General features: G+C 67.7%; 19 protein-coding genes. 12 read left to right on the top strand and 7 right to left on the bottom strand.

The annotated features are described in order from the left end of the window. Window positions 1–21 precede the first annotated feature (21 nt). Window positions 22–219: a hypothetical protein gene (locus HQ306_RS13005; protein WP_027504559.1), complete on the bottom strand. Its 198-nt coding sequence runs from the start codon at window positions 217–219 to the stop codon at window positions 22–24. Window positions 220–648: 429 nt separating this feature from the next. Between HQ306_RS13005 and rplJ the strand changes: the two genes are divergently transcribed. After that, entirely contained in the window at window positions 649–1203 is a 555-nt protein-coding gene (rplJ, locus tag HQ306_RS13000) for a 50S ribosomal protein L10 (RefSeq protein ID WP_027504560.1), read from the top strand. Between the two features lie 105 nt (window positions 1204–1308). Next, window positions 1309–1695: a 50S ribosomal protein L7/L12 gene (gene rplL / locus HQ306_RS12995; protein ID WP_027504561.1), complete on the top strand. Its 387-nt coding sequence runs from the start codon at window positions 1309–1311 to the stop codon at window positions 1693–1695. A gap of 78 nt (window positions 1696–1773) precedes the next feature. Here rplL and HQ306_RS12990 read toward each other — a convergent pair whose 3' ends face one another. Together HQ306_RS12990 and HQ306_RS12985 are read right to left on the bottom strand one after the other, a co-directional pair. Further along, window positions 1774–2472, bottom strand: coding sequence for a hypothetical protein (locus tag HQ306_RS12990; RefSeq protein WP_222631841.1), 699 nt, complete (start codon window positions 2470–2472; stop codon window positions 1774–1776). Beyond that, on the bottom strand, window positions 2472–3143 hold the full coding sequence (locus HQ306_RS12985; protein WP_261769881.1) for a sigma-70 family RNA polymerase sigma factor: 672 nt from the start codon (window positions 3141–3143) through the stop codon (window positions 2472–2474). Before HQ306_RS12985 ends, HQ306_RS12990 begins: the two co-directional genes overlap by 1 nt. Window positions 3144–3202: 59 nt before the next feature. On the opposite strand from HQ306_RS12985, the gene HQ306_RS12980 reads away from it, so the two are divergent. Then, complete coding sequence (locus tag HQ306_RS12980; protein ID WP_222631839.1) at window positions 3203–3904, top strand: CHRD domain-containing protein; 702 nt, start codon at window positions 3203–3205, stop codon at window positions 3902–3904. Between the two features lie 31 nt (window positions 3905–3935). Then, on the top strand, window positions 3936–4517 hold the full coding sequence (locus HQ306_RS12975; RefSeq protein ID WP_308115350.1) for a class F sortase: 582 nt from the start codon (window positions 3936–3938) through the stop codon (window positions 4515–4517). 9 nt (window positions 4518–4526) lie between these two features. Here the strand turns inward: HQ306_RS12975 and HQ306_RS12970 are convergent, their stop codons facing one another. Next, on the bottom strand, window positions 4527–5702 hold the full coding sequence (locus tag HQ306_RS12970) for an acyl-CoA dehydrogenase family protein (protein WP_231476216.1): 1176 nt from the start codon (window positions 5700–5702) through the stop codon (window positions 4527–4529). A 299-nt stretch (window positions 5703–6001) separates the two neighbouring features. Between HQ306_RS12970 and HQ306_RS12965 the strand changes: the two genes are divergently transcribed. Next, window positions 6002–7288, top strand: a complete 1287-nt coding sequence (locus HQ306_RS12965) for an aminotransferase class I/II-fold pyridoxal phosphate-dependent enzyme (RefSeq protein WP_261769880.1) — start codon at window positions 6002–6004, stop codon at window positions 7286–7288. A 4-nt stretch (window positions 7289–7292) separates the two neighbouring features. Further along, window positions 7293–7799, top strand: a complete 507-nt coding sequence (locus HQ306_RS12960; protein ID WP_027504565.1) for a DUF2505 domain-containing protein — start codon at window positions 7293–7295, stop codon at window positions 7797–7799. A gap of 6 nt (window positions 7800–7805) precedes the next feature. Here the strand turns inward: HQ306_RS12960 and HQ306_RS12955 are convergent, their stop codons facing one another. The 3 genes from HQ306_RS12955 to HQ306_RS12945 are packed head-to-tail and all read right to left on the bottom strand — an operon-like array spanning window position 7806 to window position 12780. Continuing rightward, window positions 7806–9446: an NAD-dependent epimerase/dehydratase family protein gene (locus HQ306_RS12955; protein WP_222631835.1), complete on the bottom strand. Its 1641-nt coding sequence runs from the start codon at window positions 9444–9446 to the stop codon at window positions 7806–7808. Further along, a complete protein-coding gene (locus HQ306_RS12950) occupies window positions 9443–11077 on the bottom strand; it encodes an MFS transporter (RefSeq protein WP_222631833.1) in 1635 nt (544 codons plus the stop codon). Before HQ306_RS12950 ends, HQ306_RS12955 begins: the two co-directional genes overlap by 4 nt. Next, a complete protein-coding gene (locus HQ306_RS12945) occupies window positions 11074–12780 on the bottom strand; it encodes an MFS transporter (RefSeq protein ID WP_222631831.1) in 1707 nt (568 codons plus the stop codon). The genes HQ306_RS12950 and HQ306_RS12945 overlap by 4 nt, the downstream gene beginning before the upstream one ends. Window positions 12781–13235: 455 nt before the next feature. Here HQ306_RS12945 and HQ306_RS12940 point away from each other — a divergent pair, with 455 nt between their 5' ends. The 6 genes from HQ306_RS12940 to HQ306_RS12915 are packed head-to-tail and all read left to right on the top strand — an operon-like array spanning window position 13236 to window position 19532. Next, window positions 13236–14459: an ABC transporter ATP-binding protein gene (locus tag HQ306_RS12940; RefSeq protein WP_051613163.1), complete on the top strand. Its 1224-nt coding sequence runs from the start codon at window positions 13236–13238 to the stop codon at window positions 14457–14459. A 9-nt stretch (window positions 14460–14468) separates the two neighbouring features. Continuing rightward, window positions 14469–15263, top strand: coding sequence for an ABC transporter permease (locus tag HQ306_RS12935; protein WP_027504566.1), 795 nt, complete (start codon window positions 14469–14471; stop codon window positions 15261–15263). A 3-nt stretch (window positions 15264–15266) separates the two neighbouring features. After that, window positions 15267–16127 (top strand): ABC transporter permease, encoded by an 861-nt coding sequence (locus HQ306_RS12930; RefSeq protein ID WP_027504567.1) that lies wholly within the window; start codon window positions 15267–15269, stop codon window positions 16125–16127. After that, window positions 16124–17455 carry an MCE family protein gene (locus tag HQ306_RS12925; protein ID WP_222631829.1) on the top strand — a complete coding sequence of 444 codons (1332 nt, stop codon included), beginning with the start codon at window positions 16124–16126 and terminating at the stop codon, window positions 17453–17455. The genes HQ306_RS12930 and HQ306_RS12925 overlap by 4 nt, the downstream gene beginning before the upstream one ends. Continuing rightward, on the top strand, window positions 17452–18516 hold the full coding sequence (locus HQ306_RS12920; RefSeq protein WP_222631827.1) for an MCE family protein: 1065 nt from the start codon (window positions 17452–17454) through the stop codon (window positions 18514–18516). The genes HQ306_RS12925 and HQ306_RS12920 overlap by 4 nt, the downstream gene beginning before the upstream one ends. Continuing rightward, entirely contained in the window at window positions 18513–19532 is a 1020-nt protein-coding gene (locus HQ306_RS12915; protein ID WP_037184706.1) for an MCE family protein, read from the top strand. Before HQ306_RS12920 ends, HQ306_RS12915 begins: the two co-directional genes overlap by 4 nt. The last annotated feature ends 53 nt before the right edge of the window (window positions 19533–19585 follow it).

The following is a 19585-nucleotide window of genomic DNA, read 5'->3' as shown; positions in this document are numbered from 1 at the left end:
TGTCACCAGGTGAGTGCGCTGCTACTTGCCGCCCTCGGGGGTTCCCTCGCTGTCGCTGAAGAAGGCCCACTCGCCGTCGTGCTCCACTTCGAGACGCCAGCCGAGCTCGGCGTCGTCGGACTTGCTCTCCTTGAACCAGGTGTGGGCGTCGGTGGAGTTGGGGATCTCCTTGGTGGCGACGACGGATCCGGTGGGGTCGAGTACGCGATAATTGGCCATGAGCACCGTGTTCCCTCAAGAGAGCACCTCTCAAACCGAGCGGGCTCCGCCCCCGTGCGCCCTTTGCGTACCTGGGGATGCGCACAAGGCGCACAGGGGCGGAGCCCTTTTGGTGTCTCCGGCGGCCCCGGGGTACTCTTCTCCTCGGACACCGTGCGGTCGTGATCTGCGATCGTGCGACGTTCACCTGATCTGTTCCACCCAAGACCGTTGGTCATCGTGGTCTCCGAAGAGGTTCGCCTCGTCGGAGATGGCGATTGAAGGTCCGGCCGAGCCGGCGACCCACGCAGGAGGACGAGGACCAGGGATACGTGTTGCTGACTCTCTCCGAGTCGCGCCGCCCGCATTCCGACGCCCCGTGTGCCCTGCACCGGGGCGTTTCTGCTTGTTCGGGCCGGGCCGACTCGACGCAACGAGAGGAGGCGAAGTATGGCAAAGGCTGAGAAGGTATCCGCGGTCGCGGAGATCTCCGAGCAGTTCAAGGGCGCCACGGCGGCCGTCGTCACGGAATACCGTGGCTTGTCGGTCACCCGTCTGACGGAGCTCCGTCGGGCCCTCGGTACCGGAGCTACGTACTCCGTCGCCAAGAACACCCTGGTCAAGCGTGCCGCAGCTGATGCGGGCATCGAAGGCCTCGACGACTTGTTCGTCGGTCCGACCGCCATCGCATTCATCGATGGTGAGCCGGTCGACGCTGCCAAGGCGATCAAGCAGTTCGCCAAGGACAACAAGGCGCTCGTCATCAAGGGCGGCTACATGGACGGCCGCGCGCTGTCCGTGGACGAGGTCAACAGGATCGCGGATCTCGAATCCCGCGAGGTCCTGCTGGCCAAGCTCGCCGGCGCGATGAAGGGCAACCTGGCAAAGGCCGCAGGCCTGTTCAACGCTCCCGCCTCGCAGGTCGCGCGTCTCGCGGCTGCGCTGCAGGAGAAGAAGGCTGCAGAAGAGGGCGCCTCTGCGCCGGAAGCCGCAGCTGCCGACTAGCTGATCCGCAAGGACTGCACACCACCCCGTGCGGCCGGCCTCCGGCCTGCACGCAATCTCCTGTCCCCGGATCGGCGACAAGGACTTACAGAGAGGACCGCCACCATGGCGAAGCTCAGCACCGAAGAATTGCTCGACCAGTTCAAGGAGCTCACCCTCCTCGAGCTCTCCGAGTTCGTGAAGGCATTCGAGGAGACCTTCGAGGTCACCGCAGCTGCCCCCGTCGCCGTTGCTGCCGCAGGCGGAGCAGCTGCTCCCGCCGAGGCCGCTGAGGAGCAGGACGAGTTCGACGTCGTCCTCGAGGGCGCCGGCGACAAGAAGATCCAGGTCATCAAGGTCGTCCGTGAGGTCGTCTCCGGCCTGGGCCTGAAGGAAGCCAAGGACCTCGTCGAGAGCGCTCCGAAGGCCATCCTGGAGAAGGTGGACAAGGCTTCGGCCGACGCCGCCAAGGAGAAGCTCGAAGCTGCCGGCGCGAAGATCTCCATCAAGTGATCTAGCCCCACAGCGCATAAGCGGCCGTACCCCTCGGGGTGCGGCCGCTTTTCTCGTGTCTGGCGACGGTGCGCGGAGTCAGCCCACGGTGGGCAGTGCGGCGCGGGCGAGAAGGTCTCCACCCACAGCCCGGATCTCGATCTCCGCGACGTCGGGACGAAGCACCGCGGCGTTCATGCGGCAGTCGATGGTCACGGAGCTGCCGAGGAAGCTGCCCGAGGAACGATCCGCGCCGGTGCGGTCCACCAGAACCACCTCGAACGCTTCGTCGACCGGGACACCCTGCATGTCCAGGACCGTCTCGGTGCCCCACGTGTGAGCAACCAGGCCGCCGTCGACAGTGACGCCGGGACTCGACGCGGTGAAGTCGATCGCCTCGAACGCGCCCAGCTCGCCCGGTGGTCCCTCGACCTCGGGGGCCGCGATCGTGCTGTCGGCGGGCGTCTCGCCACCCCCGGTGCCGACCGTCTGCACACCGAGCACCGCCGCGACGCCCACCGCGATTCCGGCGACAGCTGCAGCGGCCGGGACGAGGCGACCGGGCGCAGACGGTCTGACGATGCGTCGTCGGAGCAGGTCACCGGGTTCCGCATCGACCCAGGTCAGTCCCGCTGCCGACCCCAGCGACGCGATCGTCTCGCGCATCTCACGGATCTCGTCGGCGACCGAGGTGTCCTCGGCCTCCAGAATGCGAAGCTCACGCCGCTCGGCGTCGGTCAGGTCGCCGGCCACCGCAGCCGCGATCAACTCCTCTCGTCGCGGATGTCCCGGAGTCATCAGGTCTCCTGACCGTCGAAGTGAGCGCGCAGGGCACGCAGTGCGTAGTACGCGCGGGTGCGCAGGGTGCCGATCGCGACGCCGGTGCCGGCCGACAGCTCCGCGTAGGACAGGCCGGTCAGGTGGATGGCCACCACCACCTGTCGATGTTCGGGGGACAGGGTGGCCAGACCCTCCACCACCCGCATCCGGGTCAGGACGTGATCGCTTCGATCGGGTTCCACGGCGTCGCCTTCCGCGACGGGGGAGGACGCGACCAGCGGAGTACGGCCTCGCGACCGCTGAGCATCCGCGACGACGTTGCGTGCGATGGCGAAGAGCCAGGTCCGAGTTCCACCCCGGGACTCGTCGAACCTGTCCCGCGCTCGCCACGCACGTACGAAGGTCTCCTGCACGCAGTCCTCGGCGGCGACACGATCGTGCAACACATTCACGGCGAAACCCAGCAGCGACGACGCGTGGGCGTCGTAGGCGGCCGTGAGATCGAACGTCCCGCTCTCGCGCGACCGGAAGATCGCCAGCGTCTGCCCCCTCGATGTCGGGGGAGGGGTGTACCCCGCCGGTGCCCGTGCAGGACGAACCCTACTCACCGTCGACGCCGCTCCGACCTCCATGGTGGGTGTACGTCGAGAAGTGCGACGACGTTCGACCATGGTGAACGTTTCGGTCATTCCGGACGTATCCCCTCTCGAAGGACGTCCGCGCATCCCGATCGGAAGGTACGACCACCATGACGACACGCACTGCACGAGGAACGATCATCGTCGCCGGAGGCGCCGCGGCGTTCCTCGCGCTCACCGCGGCCCCTGCGGCCGCCGAGACACCGGTCGGCGAACCGTCGTCGTTCACCAGCGCCTTCACGGCCATGGCCACACCGGACCAGGTCCTGAACGCGGACGGCGTCGCGACGCCGGGTGAGCCCGGCGCGACCGGAACGTTCACGTTCCGCATCAACTCGGACGAGAACATCGTCTGCTACGACATCACCCTCGAGGGCGTCACCGGCGACTACATGTCGCCGGCGAAGACGGCGACGCACATTCATCAGGCAGCAGTGGGTGCTGCGGGCCCGCCGCGCATCGCATTCCCGAACCCGTCTCCGGTCGGCGACGGACCTCGCACCAGCAGCGGCTGCCTGCAGGGGCCGTTCACGACCGGCGTGATGGCGAACGGTGCCGACACCGGAACGAACTTCGATCTCGCGGCCATCGAGGCGAACGCCGCCGGGTTCGCCGCGGACAGTCACACCACCGCCTTCGCCGCCGGCGCGGTGCGCGGACAGCTGACCCCGATTCCCGTCGGCGGTGTGGATACCGGTGCCGGTGGGTCGGTCGCCGAGTCGTCGACCGCGACCGTCGCGGGTGCCGGTGCCGCCGTGCTGGGTGTGGCAGCCCTGGTCGGACTGGGTGTCGCCCGTCGGCGGAACTCCTGATCCTCCGACCGGTATGAGACGGTCGACGCGTGTGAGCGCGTTCCTCCTGACGGGGCTGGTGGTCGCCTGCGCGCGACCACCGGCCGCACCGCCCACCGAGACGGCGGTGTCCGTGACGTCTCCCGCTGCCGCCACTGCGTCCGAGACGGGGCCTCTCGTCCCGGCGCGGGTGTCGGCACCCGCGATGGGTCTGGACGAACCGTTGATCGAGCTGGGTCTGAACCCGGACAACACCATGGCGGTTCCCGAGGATTACGACGACGTCGGATGGTTCACCGGCGGCGGGCGGCCCGGGCGTCCCGGTGCGGCCGATCAGGTCGGACCCACGGTGCTGGCCGGTCATGTCGACTCGACCACGGGTCCCTCCGTGTTCTTCCGACTCCGCGACCTCGTGGTGGGAGACGACGTCACGGTCACCACGACAGATGGCATCGAGGCCAGGTACCGGGTGACGGACATCGGCGACTACGCGAAATCCGAGTTCCCGACGGCGCGCGTGTTCGGCGCCGTCCCGCGCGACGAGATCCGACTGATCACGTGTGCCGGAGTGTTCGACGACGACGCCGGGTCCTACGAGAACAACCTCGTCGTCTTCGGCACCCGCGTGGGGTGATGCGACACCTCAGGCGAGGGAGAAGTTCTCGCCGCGGTGATAGGCCGCGAGGGACGACTCGGTCTCGCGGATCGACGGCGGGTGGAACGCGAACGCCGACACGACGGACTGCAGGTACGCGATGTCCGGGTCGGTGATGAACGCGATGCCGCCCAGCGCTGTCACGGCGGCGTCGACCGCGCGCCGCAGTGCGCCTCGAAGCGCGATGCGGCAGAACAACAGTCGAGCCGAGATGTCGGCGCCGCGCTCACCCGAGTCCATCGCTGCGGCGACGGCCTCGAGGCCCGCGATCGCCGCTTCGAGTTCGGCGGCCGCCGAGGTGTAGACGCTGTCGCTGACCTTCGGGTGTCCCACGAGACGCTCCACGAGCGCGGTGGCCGCGCCGATGTACCCGGCGGAGGCGAGGATGCCGAACCACAGGAACCCGGTGAGCTCGTGCATGCCCTCCGGATCGTCCAGCGCGCCGACCATGGTCAGCGACACCGGCACGCGCACGTCCTCGAGGACGACCTCCTCGCTCTCCGCACCCGCGAGAACGGGCGTCGTCCAGAACGGACGCACCGAGACACCGGGCATCGACGCGGGGATGAGGGCGACCGCCTTGCGTGTCTTGCCGCCCTTCTTCTCGCGTGTCGCGACGCTGGCGGCGAGGAAGTCCATCGAGGCCGACAGGCTGCACGGCTTCTTGCTGCCGTTGACGACGTAGTCGCCGTCGTCGTAGTAGGCGTCCACGGACGGCACCAGCGTGCTGCCCACGCCCTCCGCGAAGCCGGACGCGATGATCGACTTCTGTTCGATGAGGCCGGCGACGAGCGGCAGCTCCTCCTCGGGACCCGCCATGGCGATCTCGATGATCGTGGCGATCGACAGGTGGTGCATCGTGACGGCGGCGGCGAGCGACGGGGAGGCCGCGCCGATGGCCCGGTGGACGCGCAGTGCCTCGACGGCGGTCGCGCCGAGTCCGCCGAGCGAGGTGGGTGCGATGAGTCCGCATCCGCCCGCGTCGCGGAACGTCGCGATGGCGTCGCTGCCGGGCGCTTCGAGCACGGACAGCGGCGTGGCCTCGAGGTAGGTGGCGAGGGCGGGCAGCAGGCGACGGAGCGTGGCGCGTTCGGTGGACATGAGCCGCGATGGCTGCGCGGTCCCGTCGGACGCGAGAGCTGCTCTGTCAGCGAGAACGGACACGTACCGGCCTTTCGTCGAAGAAGGGTGACCGTGGCTGGGACGGGTGTGGGACACGTGCCAGCACGTCACTCGATACCGCAGTATTCGGGGTCGGCGACGGCCTCGATGGCGCCCGTCTCAACTGCTGTTGCATGACACAAGTGCAGTCGTGTTCGTTGGCAACTACTCACAGGTCGCGGCACCCTCGGGCCGCCTGTGCTGACCGTAGGCTCGAATCACAGACGTCTCCCGTCGCACGGGTCTCCCGGACCGGCGAGCGCACTCGCGTCACGTACCGATCCCCCAATCTTGGAGCGAACATGAGCTCGCAGAGAATGCTCGACCGAATCCGCCACGACAAGAGGATCTGGGCCCATCGTGTGCTGACGAAGCACGACCAGAACCCGTTCTTCCGCGTCATGAAATCGGTCAACGCGCCGGTCGTCGACGTGGAGGACCGCAGCGTCATCATGCTCGGTTCCAACAATTACCTCGGCCTCGCCGACCACCCGCTGGTGCGCGCGGGAGCCGCTGCGGCACTGGACAAATACGGCGCAACGGTCACGGGCAGCCGGTTGCTCAACGGCACCATCTCGCTGCACACGGAACTCGAGGAAGCACTCGCCGACTGGCACGGGACCGAGCAGGCGCTGGTCTTCACGACCGGCTACCAGGCGAACCTGGGCGGTATCAGCGCGCTGTGCGGTGTCGGTGACACCATCATCGTCGACTCGGCCGCGCACGCGTCCATCTACGATGCCTGCCGCCTCTCACGTGCCACCATCCGCGCCTTCCGTCACAACCGGGTGGACCTGTTGGAGGAGAAGCTCTCCCGCTCCACCGGCGTCGTCATGGTGGTGGTGGACGGCCTCTACTCGATGCACGGCGACCTGGCCCCGCTCGACGAGATCGCCGCGGTCTGCGAGAAGTACGACGCGGCACTGTTCGTCGACGAGGCGCACAGCGTCGCGGTCATGGGCGCGAAGCGCACCGGTGCCGCCGAGCTGTTCGGTATCGAGGACGACATCGACGCCCGGATGGGCTGCCTCTCCAAGGGACTCGGGTCCTCGGGTGGTTTCGTGGCCGGCTCGAAGGACATCGTGGACGCCATGCGCGTGCATGCGCGCACGTTCCTGTTCACCACCGCGGGCGTGCCTGCTGCCCTCGGCGCGGCGCTCGCCTCCGTGCATCTCATGCAGACCGAGGAGGGAGCCGAGCGCGCCACCCGCACACTCGCGAACGCGCGCTACCTGCACGACGGGCTCGTGGCGGCCGGTGTCGACGTGCACGCGCCGAGCCCTCTCCCGGACGGTACGGACATGGTCTCGCCCATCGTCCCCGTGAACGTCCGTGACGACCTGCGCACCGTCAACACGTGGCGGAAGCTGTGGGACGCGGGCATCTTCGCATCCGCCGCCATGTTCCCGGCGGTGGCCCGCGACGGTGCACTCCTGCGTCTGTGCGTCCAGCCCGATCACACCACCACCCAGCTCGACTACGTGGTGGAGCAGATGGGCCTGTTCCTCGGCGAGAACTCGTCCACGTCCGAGGTGGCGTCGGCCGAGGTGGGGGCAGCGCTCGCCGCGCCGGCGCCGGCATCGGTCTGACCCGGTGGTGACACAGGTCGACCAGCGCACGACGTACGACTGTGCCGCCGCGGTGCTGCACGCGACCCTCACCGACGAGAGATACTGGCAGGACCGGATCGCCGAGATCGGTGGAGGCAGTCGAGTGGTGGAGCATCGCGTCGAGGAGGGCCTGACCACCTCGGTGGTCGACCAGGACCTCGAGGCGGCGGCACTACCGAAGGCGTTGCAGCGCTTCGCCGGAGCGTCGATGTCGGCACGGTGCACCGAGTCGTGGCAGTCGGTGCGCGAGGACGGGTCCGCGCAGGGCCACTACACCCTGCGGGTCGCCCGGATGCCCGTGGTGATCGACGGGGAACTCGAACTTCTCGCGACCGGAGCGCAGCAGTGCGTGCTCCACTTCGTCGGTACGGTCGACGCGTCGATCCCGGTGATGGGTCCGGTGGTCGAGAAGATCATGGTCGGCGAGATCGACAAGAGTTTCTCTGCCGAGCGCGAGTTCACCCAGTCGTGGCTCGCCCTCCGGACCTGAGCCCTCTCATCTGCGGCGCGGGAGTGCGCGCAGGATCGCCTCCAGCACCTGGCGCTGACCACGGCCGGACGTGACGGTCGTTCTGCGCGGCACCGACACGGTCCGGTAGGAACCCGAGACCGGCTGCGCTGCCTGATGTTCGACTCCTCGCAGACGTCGGGGCAGGCGCGGTCCGTTCCGTGCGGCGAGCAGACCGTCCGTGCCCGGAACCGCCGTCAGCGTGTCGTCTCCCCGGCGGAGGGCCGCGGCCGTCCGCCGGGTCCTGGTGCGCGGAACCCGCACGAGGAGAACGTCGGTCCCCGCGAACTCACCGGCCGCAGCGTCGATCGCCTCGGCTCGTGCCCGGCGTCCGGCGCGCCCGCGGATGCCGGTACCGAGACCGTGGCCGGGGGCGTCGAGCAGCACCACCCGCGGGCCGTGATCGGCCAGTGTCCGTGCCAGACCGGTGGCGTATCGCGCATGGGAGCCGCGGGGCAGCGCGAGAACGACCGTCGGGGCCGAGGTGTCGGTCCCCTCGTGGATCTCGGCGTGCACCGAGCCCGTCGACGTGCGGATCTGGCGGTGCTCGCACGAGGAGACCGCGCGATCGAGCTCGGCGCTGAAGGGCTTCATGTCCGGGTCCACGTCGCCCCACGTCCGTACGCGGCGAGTGGCGCCGTCCAGGGCCGCCTCGCACACGTGATGACGGACCGGCGCGTGGCGGGTCGACAGGAGGGGGCGCCCGTTGAGCAACACCATGACGGCCGCGGCCTCGGCGGACGACATCGTCGGGGTCCACCCGGTGGCGCGTTCGAAGGCCGTCGAGTCGACGGCCGCCTCGCCCGAGGAGATCCAGTGGCTGGAGAACGGCAGGATGCGGAGCGCGTACGCGAGATCGACCACGGTGCGCAGGACTCGAAGCGGGATCGGCAGCACCAACTGGCCCTGCATCGCACCGAGTTCGCGCACCCCGAGCCAGTCGCGCGGACCCAGGTTGAAGGGGCCGTTCACGGGTGTCCGGACGGCCCGGTGGAAGGCGTCGGCCAGGTCGTCCTCGTGCAGGAACTGGTAGCGGGACTGCGCCGGATCGGGGAAGGCCACCACGGACTGCGTGAGGGTGTCGATGCCGTCGTTCGAGAAGTGGGTGCCCACGATGTAGGTGGGGCGCAGCATCGAGATGGTCATGCCGCCCTCGTGCCGGCGCAGCCACCACTCGACGAAGTGTTCCACCTCTGCCTTGTCGAAGAAGTAGTAGCGCAACGGATCCGACGTCGGGAACTCCTCCTCGGTGACGGGCACCGGAAGGTCCTCGCGTCCGTAAGCGCTGACACTCGAGGCGATGACCATCGACCGCACACCGGCCCGGTGCGCGCACTCGACGGCGTTGCGCGAGCCCTCCAGATTGGTCTCGTGGATCGCGGCCTTGTCGCGCTGCTCCTCCACGACGAAAGCCAGGTGGATCACCACGTCACAGCCTGCGAAGGCAGTCTCGAGTTCGGGGGAGCGGATGTCCATCGCGATCGAGCGGAGTTTCGGGTGCCGCACGCGCGGTGCCCGGCGACCCAGCCCGATGACCCGGTCGATCTCCGGATCATCCAGCAGCACAGGGAGAATGACAGCACCGAAATCGCTCGTCGCACCGGTGACGGCGACGGTCAGGCCGCTCACCGTTCGTCCGAGCTGAACTGTCGGGTGGTGTCCTGTGGGTCCGTCATGACGACTCCTGTGGTGCGGTGGTGGCGGGGAAGCAGGACCGCGACGACGACGGCGCAGGCGAAGACGGCCGCGGCGGCGAGGTAGGACGCCACCTCGGACCCGGCCATCGCGGCTTCCTTCATGGACAGGACGAGGTTGTCGCGCACCGCGGAGAACATCTCGGGGAGCGGGTACTGCTGGATCTGCTGCACGCTGAGGAAGCTGCCGTTCACGTACCCCCGGTCGCGGTCCGAGAGGATCTCCGACGGAATGGTCGCGACGAGTGGGCCGACGGTGGTGTTGTAGTACGAGGCGGTCACGGATCCGAGCACCGCGACACCGAGAGTGCCGCCGAGTTCCCGCGTCGTGTCGTTCACGGCCGAGCCGGCGCCGGCCTCGTCGATGGGCACGGACGACATGATGGACTCGGTCGCGGGACCCTGGATCACGGCGATGCCGACTGCGAGCACGATCATCGTGGGCAGTAACAGCCCGAGGTACGAGCTGTCGATGCCGACCTGACCCGCCATGATCATGCCGATGCCCACCAACAGCAGGCCCGCGACGATCACCGGCATGGTGCCGATCCGCTGTGCCAGCGAGGTCGCGGTCGGTGCGCTCACCGCGAGGGCCACCGCGAACGGCAGTGTGGCGACACCGAACTCGAGCGGCGAGTAGCCGCGGACGCCCTGGAAGTACTGGGTGATGAGGAAGACGTACCCGAAGAGCGAGAAGTAGGCGACCGAGATCGCGAGCGCCGGCATCGCGAAGGGTCGCAACCGGAACAGGCGCACGTCGAGGATCGGGCTGGACACGCGCGACTGGCGTACGACGAAGGCGGACAACAGAACCAGGGACACCGCGATCCCGCCGAGCGTGGGCACGGTCACCCAACCGTGACCCGGCGCTTCGATGAGTGCGTACACCAGGAGCGAGACCCCCGAGAAGGACAGGGCGACACCCGGCAGATCGAGCGGACCGGTGGCCGCAGCGCGTGATTCGGGCACCACGGCGACGATGCCGATCACCGCGACGACGGCGACCGGCACGTTCAGCCAGAACACGGAGTGCCAGGTGAAGTGTTCGATGAGCCACCCGCCCGAGACCGGTCCGATCGCGATAGCGACACCGGCGATCGAGGCCCACACCCCGATGGCCACGGCGCGGTCCGCGGGAGTACGGAACAGGTCGATGATCACCGCCAGGGTCGCGGGCAGCGCGGCGGCGGCGAAGACCCCCATCAGTGCGCGCGAGGCGATCAGTTGCGGCAGGTCGTCGGCCACCGCGCCCACCACCGACATCGCGGCGAGACCCACGACGCCGATCAGCAGCATGCGGCGCCGCCCGATGCGGTCGGTGATGTTGCCGAACGCCAGCAGCAGACCGCAGAACGTGAGGATGTACGCGTCGACGATCCACTGCAGCCCCGTGAAGCCGGCGCGGAGGTCGGTGGAGATGTCGGGCAGAGCGACGTTGACGACGGTGTTGTCGAGCACGACCAGCAGCTCGACGAGACAGATGACGAGGAAGGCGATCATCCGCCGCGGTGACGAGAGGAGGTGGGACGACGACCGCGGCGGCGGCGCGGCGTGCCGGCCGGTCATGACGGCGAGTCCGGGCCGCTACCCGGTGCGGAGCCGACGTCCTTCGTTGCGGCGAGACGGTCCACCGCGCGCTCGTCCGAGGTCTGCGGTGCCAGCATGCCCGTGGTGCGGTACGAGGCGGGGAAGAAGAAGAAGACCAGTGCGGCACAGACGAACACGGCTCCGGCCGCCACGTACGCGGCGATGGACGATCCGCGCAGAGCGGCTTCCTTCATCTCCAGGATCAACTGTGCGCGTTGCGGTTCGAACATCGCGGGCAGGTCTCGCTTCTGAATCTCGATGACACTGAGCACGCTGGACTGCGCGTAGCCCTTCTCGGTCTCGCTCATGATGGCGGTGGGGATCCGTTCGACGAGCGGCCGCACCGTCGACACGTAGTAGGAGGCGACGATCGACCCGAGTACCGCGACGCCGAGAGTGCCGCCGATCTCGCGGGTGGTGTCGTTCACTGCGGCACCGGCTCCGGCCTCGTCGAGGGGGAGCGAGGACATGATGGATTCCGTCGCGGGGCCCTGGATGATCGCGATGCCCACCGCGAGCAACAGCATCGCGGGCAGGACGAGCGTCAGGTAGGAGCTGTCGATCTCGACGCGGCCCGCGACGAGCAGTCCCGCGCCGATGAGGACGAGCCCGGTCACGAGAACCGGCATCGTGCCGATCTTCTGCGCGACGATCGTCGACACCGGGGAGCTGACGGCCAGCGCGGCGGCGAAGGGCAGTGTCGCGATGCCGAATGCGAGAGGTGAGTACTCGCGCACTCCCTGGAAGTACTGGGTGATGAGGAACAGGAAGCCGAAGAGACTGAAGAATCCCACCGCGATCGACACGGCCGGCCACGCGAACGGACGGATGCGGAAGAGCGACACGTCGAGCACGGGGGACGAGATGCGTCGCTCCCGCTGGACGAACAGCACGAGGAACACCGCGGCGAGCACGAGACCGCCGATCGTCCGCCACGACGTCCAGCCGAAGTTCGGTGCCTCGATGACCACGAACACCAGCAGGGTGACGCCGGCGATCGACAGGATCACGCCGGGCACGTCGAGCGGGCCCACCGCCGAGGCCTTCGACTCGGGGACGATCAGCACCACGAGCACGACGGCGACGAGGGCGACGGGGACGTTCATCCAGAACACCGAGTGCCAGGAGAAGTGTTCGAGCAGCCAGCCGCCCGACACCGGTCCGATCGCGACGGCCACGCCGGCGATGGACGACCACACGCCGATGGCGAGAGCACGCTCCTGCGGCTTCGGGAACAGGTTGGTGATGACGGCCAGGGTGGCGGGCAGGACCATCGCGGCGAAGACGCCCATGACCGAGCGTGAGGTCAGGACGTGGGCGAGGGAGTCGCCGAGCGCACCGATCACCGACGCGGTGCCCAGGCCCGTGAGGCCGACGACGAGGAACAGCTTGCGCCCGTACCGGTCACCGAGGTTGCCGAACGCCAGGAGCAGGCCGGAGAAGGTGAGGGTGTACGCGTCGACGACCCACTGCAGGCCCGAGATGCCCGTCGCCAACTCGATGCCGATGGACGGCAGCGCCACGTTGATGATGGTCATGTCGAGGACGATGAGGAGTTCGGCGATGCAGATGACGCCGAAGGCCGCGAGTTGGCGACGCCGACCGATCTCGGTGCGGACACCGAACGTCGAGTGCCCCCTCGACCCGGGCGTGCCCGTGTCGTCCCTCGAGCTGCTGCCCATGGCGTGATCCCCCGTATTCCCCCCGGACCCCGCCCGCGGATGCAGCGCGGCGAGTGTCGTGCGCGAGCGCAACGCTAGGTGTCACGACGGCACTGTCGACGCTAACGGCGGGAGCGCGGGAGAAGTCGGTGTGACGTCACAGAGTTGCGTCAACGAGCCGGTGACGCCGTACGACGCTGCAGGTGGGAGCGCCCGTCCCGCGCCACGCGGCGTGAGCCCGGGCCACCCGCGCGTGCACCGCCGCCACCAATTTCGGCCTTGTCGGCTCCGTTCCCTCGTGAATCGGGCGTTCATGGGTCACACTTCTATCCGGAGACTGCGGCCAGGTCGGGGGACGTGTTACTGGGCGGTAAGGTCCGTGGTCGTTGCGACCACTCGGCTGGGTTAGAGTGACGCGACGCACACAGGTGTCGACGCGTTCGCGTCGTGTGCGACGAGCAGTGGGAGGGATCCACATGGGTGTCGAGGTTTCGGTCGAGGGATTGACCAAGTCGTTCGGTGTGCAGAAGATCTGGCAGGACGTCACGTTGACGCTCCCGAAGGGCGAGGTCAGTGCTCTCCTGGGGCCGTCCGGTACCGGTAAGTCCGTCTTCCTCAAGTCGCTCATCGGCCTTCTCCGACCGGAGGAGGGTTCGATCGTCGTCGACGGCACGGACATCATGGAGTGCTCGTCCAAGGAGCTCTACGAGATCCGCAAGTTGTTCGGCGTGCTCTTCCAGGACGGCGCCCTCTTCGGCTCCATGAACCTGTACGACAACACCGCCTTCCCGCTTCGTGAGCACACGAAGAAGAAGGAGGACGAGATCCGCAGCATCGTCATGGAGAAGCTCGAGCTGGTCGGTCTGACCGGTGCCGAGAACAAGCTCCCCGGCGAGATCTCGGGCGGTATGCGCAAGCGTGCCGGTCTGGCGCGTGCGCTCGTCCTCGACCCCGAGATCATCCTGGTGGACGAGCCCGACTCGGGCCTCGACCCGGTGCGCACCACCTACATCAGCCAGCTGCTGCTCAACATCAACGCCCAGATCGACGCGACGATGCTGATCGTCACGCACAACATCAATCTCGCGCGCACGGTGCCGGACAACATCGGCATGCTGTTCCGCAAGAACCTCGTCATGTTCGGTCCGCGCGAGGTGCTGCTCACCTCCGACGAGCCCGCCGTGAAGCAGTTCCTGAACGGCACGATGATCGGGCCGATCGGCATGAGCGAGGAGAAGGACGAGGCGCAGATGCGCCAGGAGCAGGCCCTCTCCGATGCCGGCCACAACCTCGGCGGTGTCGAGGACGTGGAGGGCATCATGCCGCAGATGGATCCCACGCCCGGCATGCCGCGTCGTCAGGCCGTGGATCGTCGTCGCGACCGGGTGCGCAGCATCATGCACACGCTGCCCGAGCACGCACAGCACGCCATCCAGCAGAGCCTCGACGAGGCGGACGGCCAGGACGGCCGTCAGGCGGAGCCGGCGTACGCGGGTGCTCAGCAGGGCTACCAGGAGTCGTACGGTCAGCAGTCGGGCCACGACCAGCAGCCGGCCTACGGCAACCAGAGCTACGACCAGGGCCAGAGCTACGACCAGGGTCAGACGTACGACCAGAATCAGGGCTACAGCAACCAGGGGTGGAGTGAGCCCGGCCAGGACCGGAACGACGGTTTTCCTTCCAGTGGCTCGCGGGGCTGACCGAAAACAATGGCTAAAACGAAGAACCCGATTCTCAAGTCGGGCACTGCAGCGCTGGCCCAGGCAGGAAACATCGTCGAACTTCTGGTCGATGTCGCGCGCAACACCTTCCGGCGCCCCTTCCAATTCCGCGAATTCATCGAACAGGCCTGGTTCATCGCCAGCGTCACCATTCTTCCGACCGCGCTGGTCGCCATTCCGTTCGGCGCGGTGGTCTCCCTGCAGACCGGGTCGCTGATCAAGCAGCTCGGCGCCGAGTCCTTCACCGGTGCCGCCAGCGTGCTGGCGGTGGTCCAGCAGGGCAGTCCCATCGTGGTGGCGTTGCTCATCGCGGGTGCGGCGGGATCGGCCGTGACGGCCGACCTCGGTTCACGCACCATCCGCGAGGAGATCGACGCCATGCGGGTGCTCGGCATCGATCCGGTGCAGCGCCTGGTCGTTCCCCGCGTGCTCGCGATGATTCTCGTCGCGCTGCTGCTCAACGGCCTGGTGTCGGTCATCGGCATCGCCGGTGGTTACTTCTTCAACGTGATCCTGCAGGACGGAACGCCCGGCGCGTACCTGGCGTCGTTCTCCACGTTGGCGCAGCTGCCCGACCTGTGGGTCGGTGAGCTCAAGGCCGTCGTGTTCGGTCTCATCGCCGGCGTCATCGCGTCCTACAAGGGGCTGCATCCCAATCCCGGTCCGAAGGGCGTGGGTGAAGCGGTGAACCAGACCGTCGTCATCACGTTCCTGATCCTGTTCTTCGCCAACCTGATCATGACGTTGGTCTACCTGCAGGTCGTCCCTGCGAAGGGAGGGTGAGCGATGACCATCGCTCGTGGTCGTGGAGACCGCACCCTGCTCCGGCTCCGTAGCGCGGCCTCGGCTCCGCTCGGTGTGCTGGACCGTGCCGGTGAACAGATGTCGTTCTACGGACGCGCGATCGGGTGGATCCCGAAGACGGCCGTGCACTACAAGAAGGAGACCCTCCGCCTGCTCGCGGAGGTGACGTTCGGTTCCGGCGCTCTCGCCGTCATCGGCGGCACCATCGGCGTCATCCTGATGATGTCCGGGTTCACCGGTGTCGTCGTCGGTCTGCAGGGCTTCGCGGCGCTCGAACAGCTCGGCAGCCAGGTGCTGACGGGCTTCCTGTCGGCGTACGTGAACACCCGTGAGATCGCGCCCATCGTGGCGTCCCTCGCGCTGTCCGCGACCGTCGGCTGCGGCTTCACCGCCCAGCTCGGCGCCATGCGCATCTCCGAGGAGATCGACGCACTCGAGGTCATGGCCGTTCCGTCCGTGCCGTTCCTGGTGTCGACGCGCATGATCGCCGGATTCATCGCCGTCATTCCGCTGTACATCGTCGGCCTGCTGTCCGCGTATCTCGCGTCCCGCTTGGTGAGCACCGTCTTCAACGGTCAGTCACCGGGCTCGTACGACCATTACTTCACGCTCTTCCTGCCTCCGGAGGACGTGCTCTACTCCTTCGCCAAGGTGCTGGTCTTCGCCTTCGTGCTCATCATGATCCACTGCTACTACGGCTACACCGCGTCGGGCGGACCCGCCGGCGTCGGGGTGGCCGTCGGTCGTGCCGTGCGTGCCGCACTGGTCACGGTCGCGGTGCTGAACTTCTTCCTGAGCCTCGCCATCTGGGGCACCACGACGACGGTGAGGGTCGCCGGATGAACCACGCTCCGTCGGCGACACGTCGTCGCCTCCTCGGAATCGGATTCCTGCTCGTCGTCGTTCTCTTCGTCGCCTGGAGCATCACGACCTTCAACAAGACGTTCAAGGACGTCGTCATGGTCGACCTGATCACCGACACCGTCGGCAACGCGCTGCCCGCCAACGCGGACGTGAAGGCGCGCGGGATGATCGTCGGCGAGGTGCGGTCCGCCACCACCGAGAACGGTGAGGTCACGTCCGAGCTGGCACTCGATCCCGGTCTCGTGGGCACCATCCCCTCCAACGTCACCGCCCGGTTGCTGCCGAAGACGCTCTTCGGCGAGCGCTACGTCGCGCTCCAGATCCCCGAGAACTCCGCCGGCGCCAGCCCTCTCGCCGAGGGCGCGGTGATCCGTCAGGACACCAGCGGCAACGCGGTCGAGGTCGGGCAGCTGCTCGACTCGCTGCTCCCGCTCCTCGACGCCATCCCGCCGCAGGATCTCGCCAACACGCTCGGTGCGCTGTCGCAGGCACTCGAGGGCAACGGCGAGCGGCTCGGTCTGACTCTCGACCGGCTCGAGGAGATCTTCTCGGGTCTGAACGCCGAGCTGCCGAACATCCAGCAGGATCTCGTCGGCATCGCGGACCTGTCGGAGACGTACTCGACCGCCGCTCCGGATCTGATCGATGCGCTCGACAACCTGCGCGTCACCGGGAACACGGTGGTGGAGAAGCAGAACGACGTCACCACGCTCCTGGCGAGCGCCACCGCGTCGTCGGGCTCGCTGGCCGACCTGGTGCAGACCAACGCCGAGTCCATCGTGTCCATCGCGGCGGACTCCCGCGAGGCGCTCGAACTGCTCGCCGAGTTCTCCCCGTCGTTCGGCTGCACGTTCACCGAGTTCGTCCGTGTCGCCGACGAGGCGAAGAAGATCCTCTCGGTCGACGACGCGTACCCCGGCGTCCGCGCGTCGATCAACTTCGTCAACCCCAAGGGGCGCTACATCCCCAACCAGGACGAGCCGCGACTGTTCGACACCCGTGGCCCGTCGTGCTTCGAGAACGTGACCACACCCGGCAAGTTCTTCCCGCAGTACCCGGGCAGCGGCGTCAACGACGGCTCCTACCAGGTGCCGTCGCGCAACCCCGGCCCCGCGGTCGACCCCGGCGCACTGCCCAACCCGCTGCAGTCGCCCGTCCCGGCGGCCTACGCCGGATCGGACATCGAACGGGACACGCTGGCGGTGGTCTACGGCGGAGGCTCCGGCATCTCCCCGGACCAGGTCCCCGCGTGGACCACCCTGGTGGGCGCTCCGGCGCTCCGCGGCACGGAAGTGAGTGTGCGATGAGAGGCCTAGCGGCACCGCTGATCAAGCTGATCGTCTTCGCGGTGGTGACCATTCTGGCGACGGCCGCCCTGGCGTTGACCATCGCCAACGGAGCCGGGTCCGGCAAGACCAAGTTCTCGGCCATCTTCACCGACGTCTCCTCGCTCAACGAGGGCGACGAGGTGCGCATCGCCGGCGTGCGCGTCGGCCAGGTGGAGAAGATCGAGATCCACGAGCGTGACCTGGCTCAGGTGGACTTCGCGCTGACCGAGCGTGAATGGCTGCCGGCCTCCACCACCGCGACCATCCGCTACCGGAACCTGATCGGGCAGCGCTACATCGCGCTCGAGCAGGGCACGGGCGACCAGGGCGAGAAGATCACCAGCGGAGCCACCATCCCGCTCGATCGGACGTCCCCCGCGGTGAACCTGACGACACTGTTCAACGGCTTCCGTCCGCTGTTCCAGACGCTGACGGCCGACGACGTGAACAAGCTGTCCTACGAGATCATCCAGGTCTTCCAGGGTGAGTCCGGCACCATCGGCGAACTGGTGCGGGACACCGCGAGCCTGACCAACACGGTCGCGGACAAGGATCAGGTCATCGGGGCGGTCATCGACAACCTCAACGGGGTCCTCGACACGGTGAACCAGCACGACAAGGAACTCGACCAGTTGATCGTGAACACCCAGGCGCTGGTGTCGGGGCTGTCGGCGGATCGTGACACCGTCGGCTCGGCGGTCACCTCGCTGGCCGGTCTGACCGACGCGACAGCGGATCTGCTCGAGCCGACCCGTCCGTCCATCCAGTCGGCCATCTCGTCGATCGACGGACTGTCGACCAAGATCAACAATCGGCAGCAGGACTTCGACAACATCCTGTCGAACTTCCCGGTCAAGCTCGAGAAGCTGATCCGCGTCGCCAGCTACGGCTCGTGGTTCCAGTTCTACCTGTGCGGCATCGACATCGTCGCCGGGCCGGGCTACGCGCCGCAGCTCAACCTCCCGACAGGACTGCCCACCATCAATCAGCCGCTGTACACCAACTCCGCGAAGCGTTGCGCCGCAGGAGGTATCTCGTGACGAAACGCAAGCCCGCGGTGCTGGGTGCCCTCGGCATCTTCATCATCCTGATGGCGACGCTGTCCGCGTTCTTCCTCGACTCGCTGCCGATCATCGGTGCCGGATCGAAGTACACCGCGAACTTCTCCGAAGCGGCCGGTCTGCGCGCCAGCAACGAGGTGCGGATCGCCGGCGTGAAGGTCGGCAAGGTCACCGACGTCGCCCTCGACGGCGACAAGGTGAAGGTCGAGTTCACGGTCAGTGACGCGTGGGTCGGCGACAAGACGTCGGCGTCCATCCAGATCAAGACGTTGCTCGGACAGAAGTTCCTCTCGCTCGAGCCCAAGGGCGAGGAGCGGCTGAACCCGCGCGACGCGATCCCGATCGACCGCACGACGGCCCCCTACGACGTCATCGACGCGTTCTCCGACGCCGCCCGCACCACCGGCGACATCGACACGACGCAGCTCGCGACGAGCATGGAGACGCTGTCGCAGGCGTTCTCCGAGACGCCGGAGAACATCCGCGCGTCGCTCGACGGTGTCACGCGGTTGTCCGAGACCATCTCCTCCCGTGACGACGAGCTGAGCAAGCTCTTCGCCGCGACCGACAAGACGACGCAGGTCCTCGCCGACCGCAACCAGGAGTTCACCAAGCTGATTGGTGACGCCTCGGTCCTGTTGCAGGAGTTGAACAATCGGCAGCAGTCCATCTCGCAGCTGCTCATCGGCACGCAGCGGGTGTCCACTCAGCTGACCGGTCTGATCCGCGACAACGAGGCACAGATCGGGCCCGCACTCCAGTCGCTGGGTCAGGTCATCGACACCCTGAAGACCAACAACCAGAACATCGCCGAGGCGATCAAGCTGTACTCGCCGTTCGTCCGGCTGTACACCAACATCGTCGGTAACGGCCGCTGGTTCGATCAGGTCATCGTCAACACCTTCCCGCCCGGTCTCCCGGACATTCCGGGATACCGTGAGCCGATTCGCACCCTCGGTGTGGATCCCGTCCGTAGTCCGGGAGCAGGCCAGTGACCGCATCCACCGACCAGGAAGCCCCGTCGAACGGCGGCTTCTTCAGCAAGCGC

It is taken from the genome of Rhodococcus sp. BP-160, from assembly GCF_019836205.1.
Classification (GTDB): domain Bacteria; phylum Actinomycetota; class Actinomycetes; order Mycobacteriales; family Mycobacteriaceae; genus Rhodococcoides.
Note: the sequence above shows the minus strand (reverse complement) of the source record. Positions and strands in the feature narration are given on the sequence as shown.

Coding starts and splice junctions, on each gene's coding strand:
- HQ306_RS12940 (WP_051613163.1), top strand. CDS start 13,236: ATGGGTGTCGAGGTTTCGGTCGAGGGATTGACCAAGTCGTTCGGTGTG.
- HQ306_RS12920 (WP_222631827.1), top strand. CDS start 17,452: ATGAGAGGCCTAGCGGCACCGCTGATCAAGCTGATCGTCTTCGCGGTG.
- HQ306_RS12930 (WP_027504567.1), top strand. CDS start 15,267: ATGACCATCGCTCGTGGTCGTGGAGACCGCACCCTGCTCCGGCTCCGT.
- HQ306_RS12945 (WP_222631831.1), bottom strand. CDS start 12,780: ATGGGCAGCAGCTCGAGGGACGACACGGGCACGCCCGGGTCGAGGGGG.
- HQ306_RS12980 (WP_222631839.1), top strand. CDS start 3,203: ATGACGACACGCACTGCACGAGGAACGATCATCGTCGCCGGAGGCGCC.
- HQ306_RS13005 (WP_027504559.1), bottom strand. CDS start 219: ATGGCCAATTATCGCGTACTCGACCCCACCGGATCCGTCGTCGCCACC.
- rplJ (WP_027504560.1), top strand. CDS start 649: ATGGCAAAGGCTGAGAAGGTATCCGCGGTCGCGGAGATCTCCGAGCAG.
- HQ306_RS12925 (WP_222631829.1), top strand. CDS start 16,124: ATGAACCACGCTCCGTCGGCGACACGTCGTCGCCTCCTCGGAATCGGA.
- HQ306_RS12950 (WP_222631833.1), bottom strand. CDS start 11,077: ATGACCGGCCGGCACGCCGCGCCGCCGCCGCGGTCGTCGTCCCACCTC.
- HQ306_RS12985 (WP_261769881.1), bottom strand. CDS start 3,143: ATGACCGAAACGTTCACCATGGTCGAACGTCGTCGCACTTCTCGACGT.
- HQ306_RS12935 (WP_027504566.1), top strand. CDS start 14,469: ATGGCTAAAACGAAGAACCCGATTCTCAAGTCGGGCACTGCAGCGCTG.
- rplL (WP_027504561.1), top strand. CDS start 1,309: ATGGCGAAGCTCAGCACCGAAGAATTGCTCGACCAGTTCAAGGAGCTC.
- HQ306_RS12990 (WP_222631841.1), bottom strand. CDS start 2,472: ATGACTCCGGGACATCCGCGACGAGAGGAGTTGATCGCGGCTGCGGTG.
- HQ306_RS12965 (WP_261769880.1), top strand. CDS start 6,002: ATGAGCTCGCAGAGAATGCTCGACCGAATCCGCCACGACAAGAGGATC.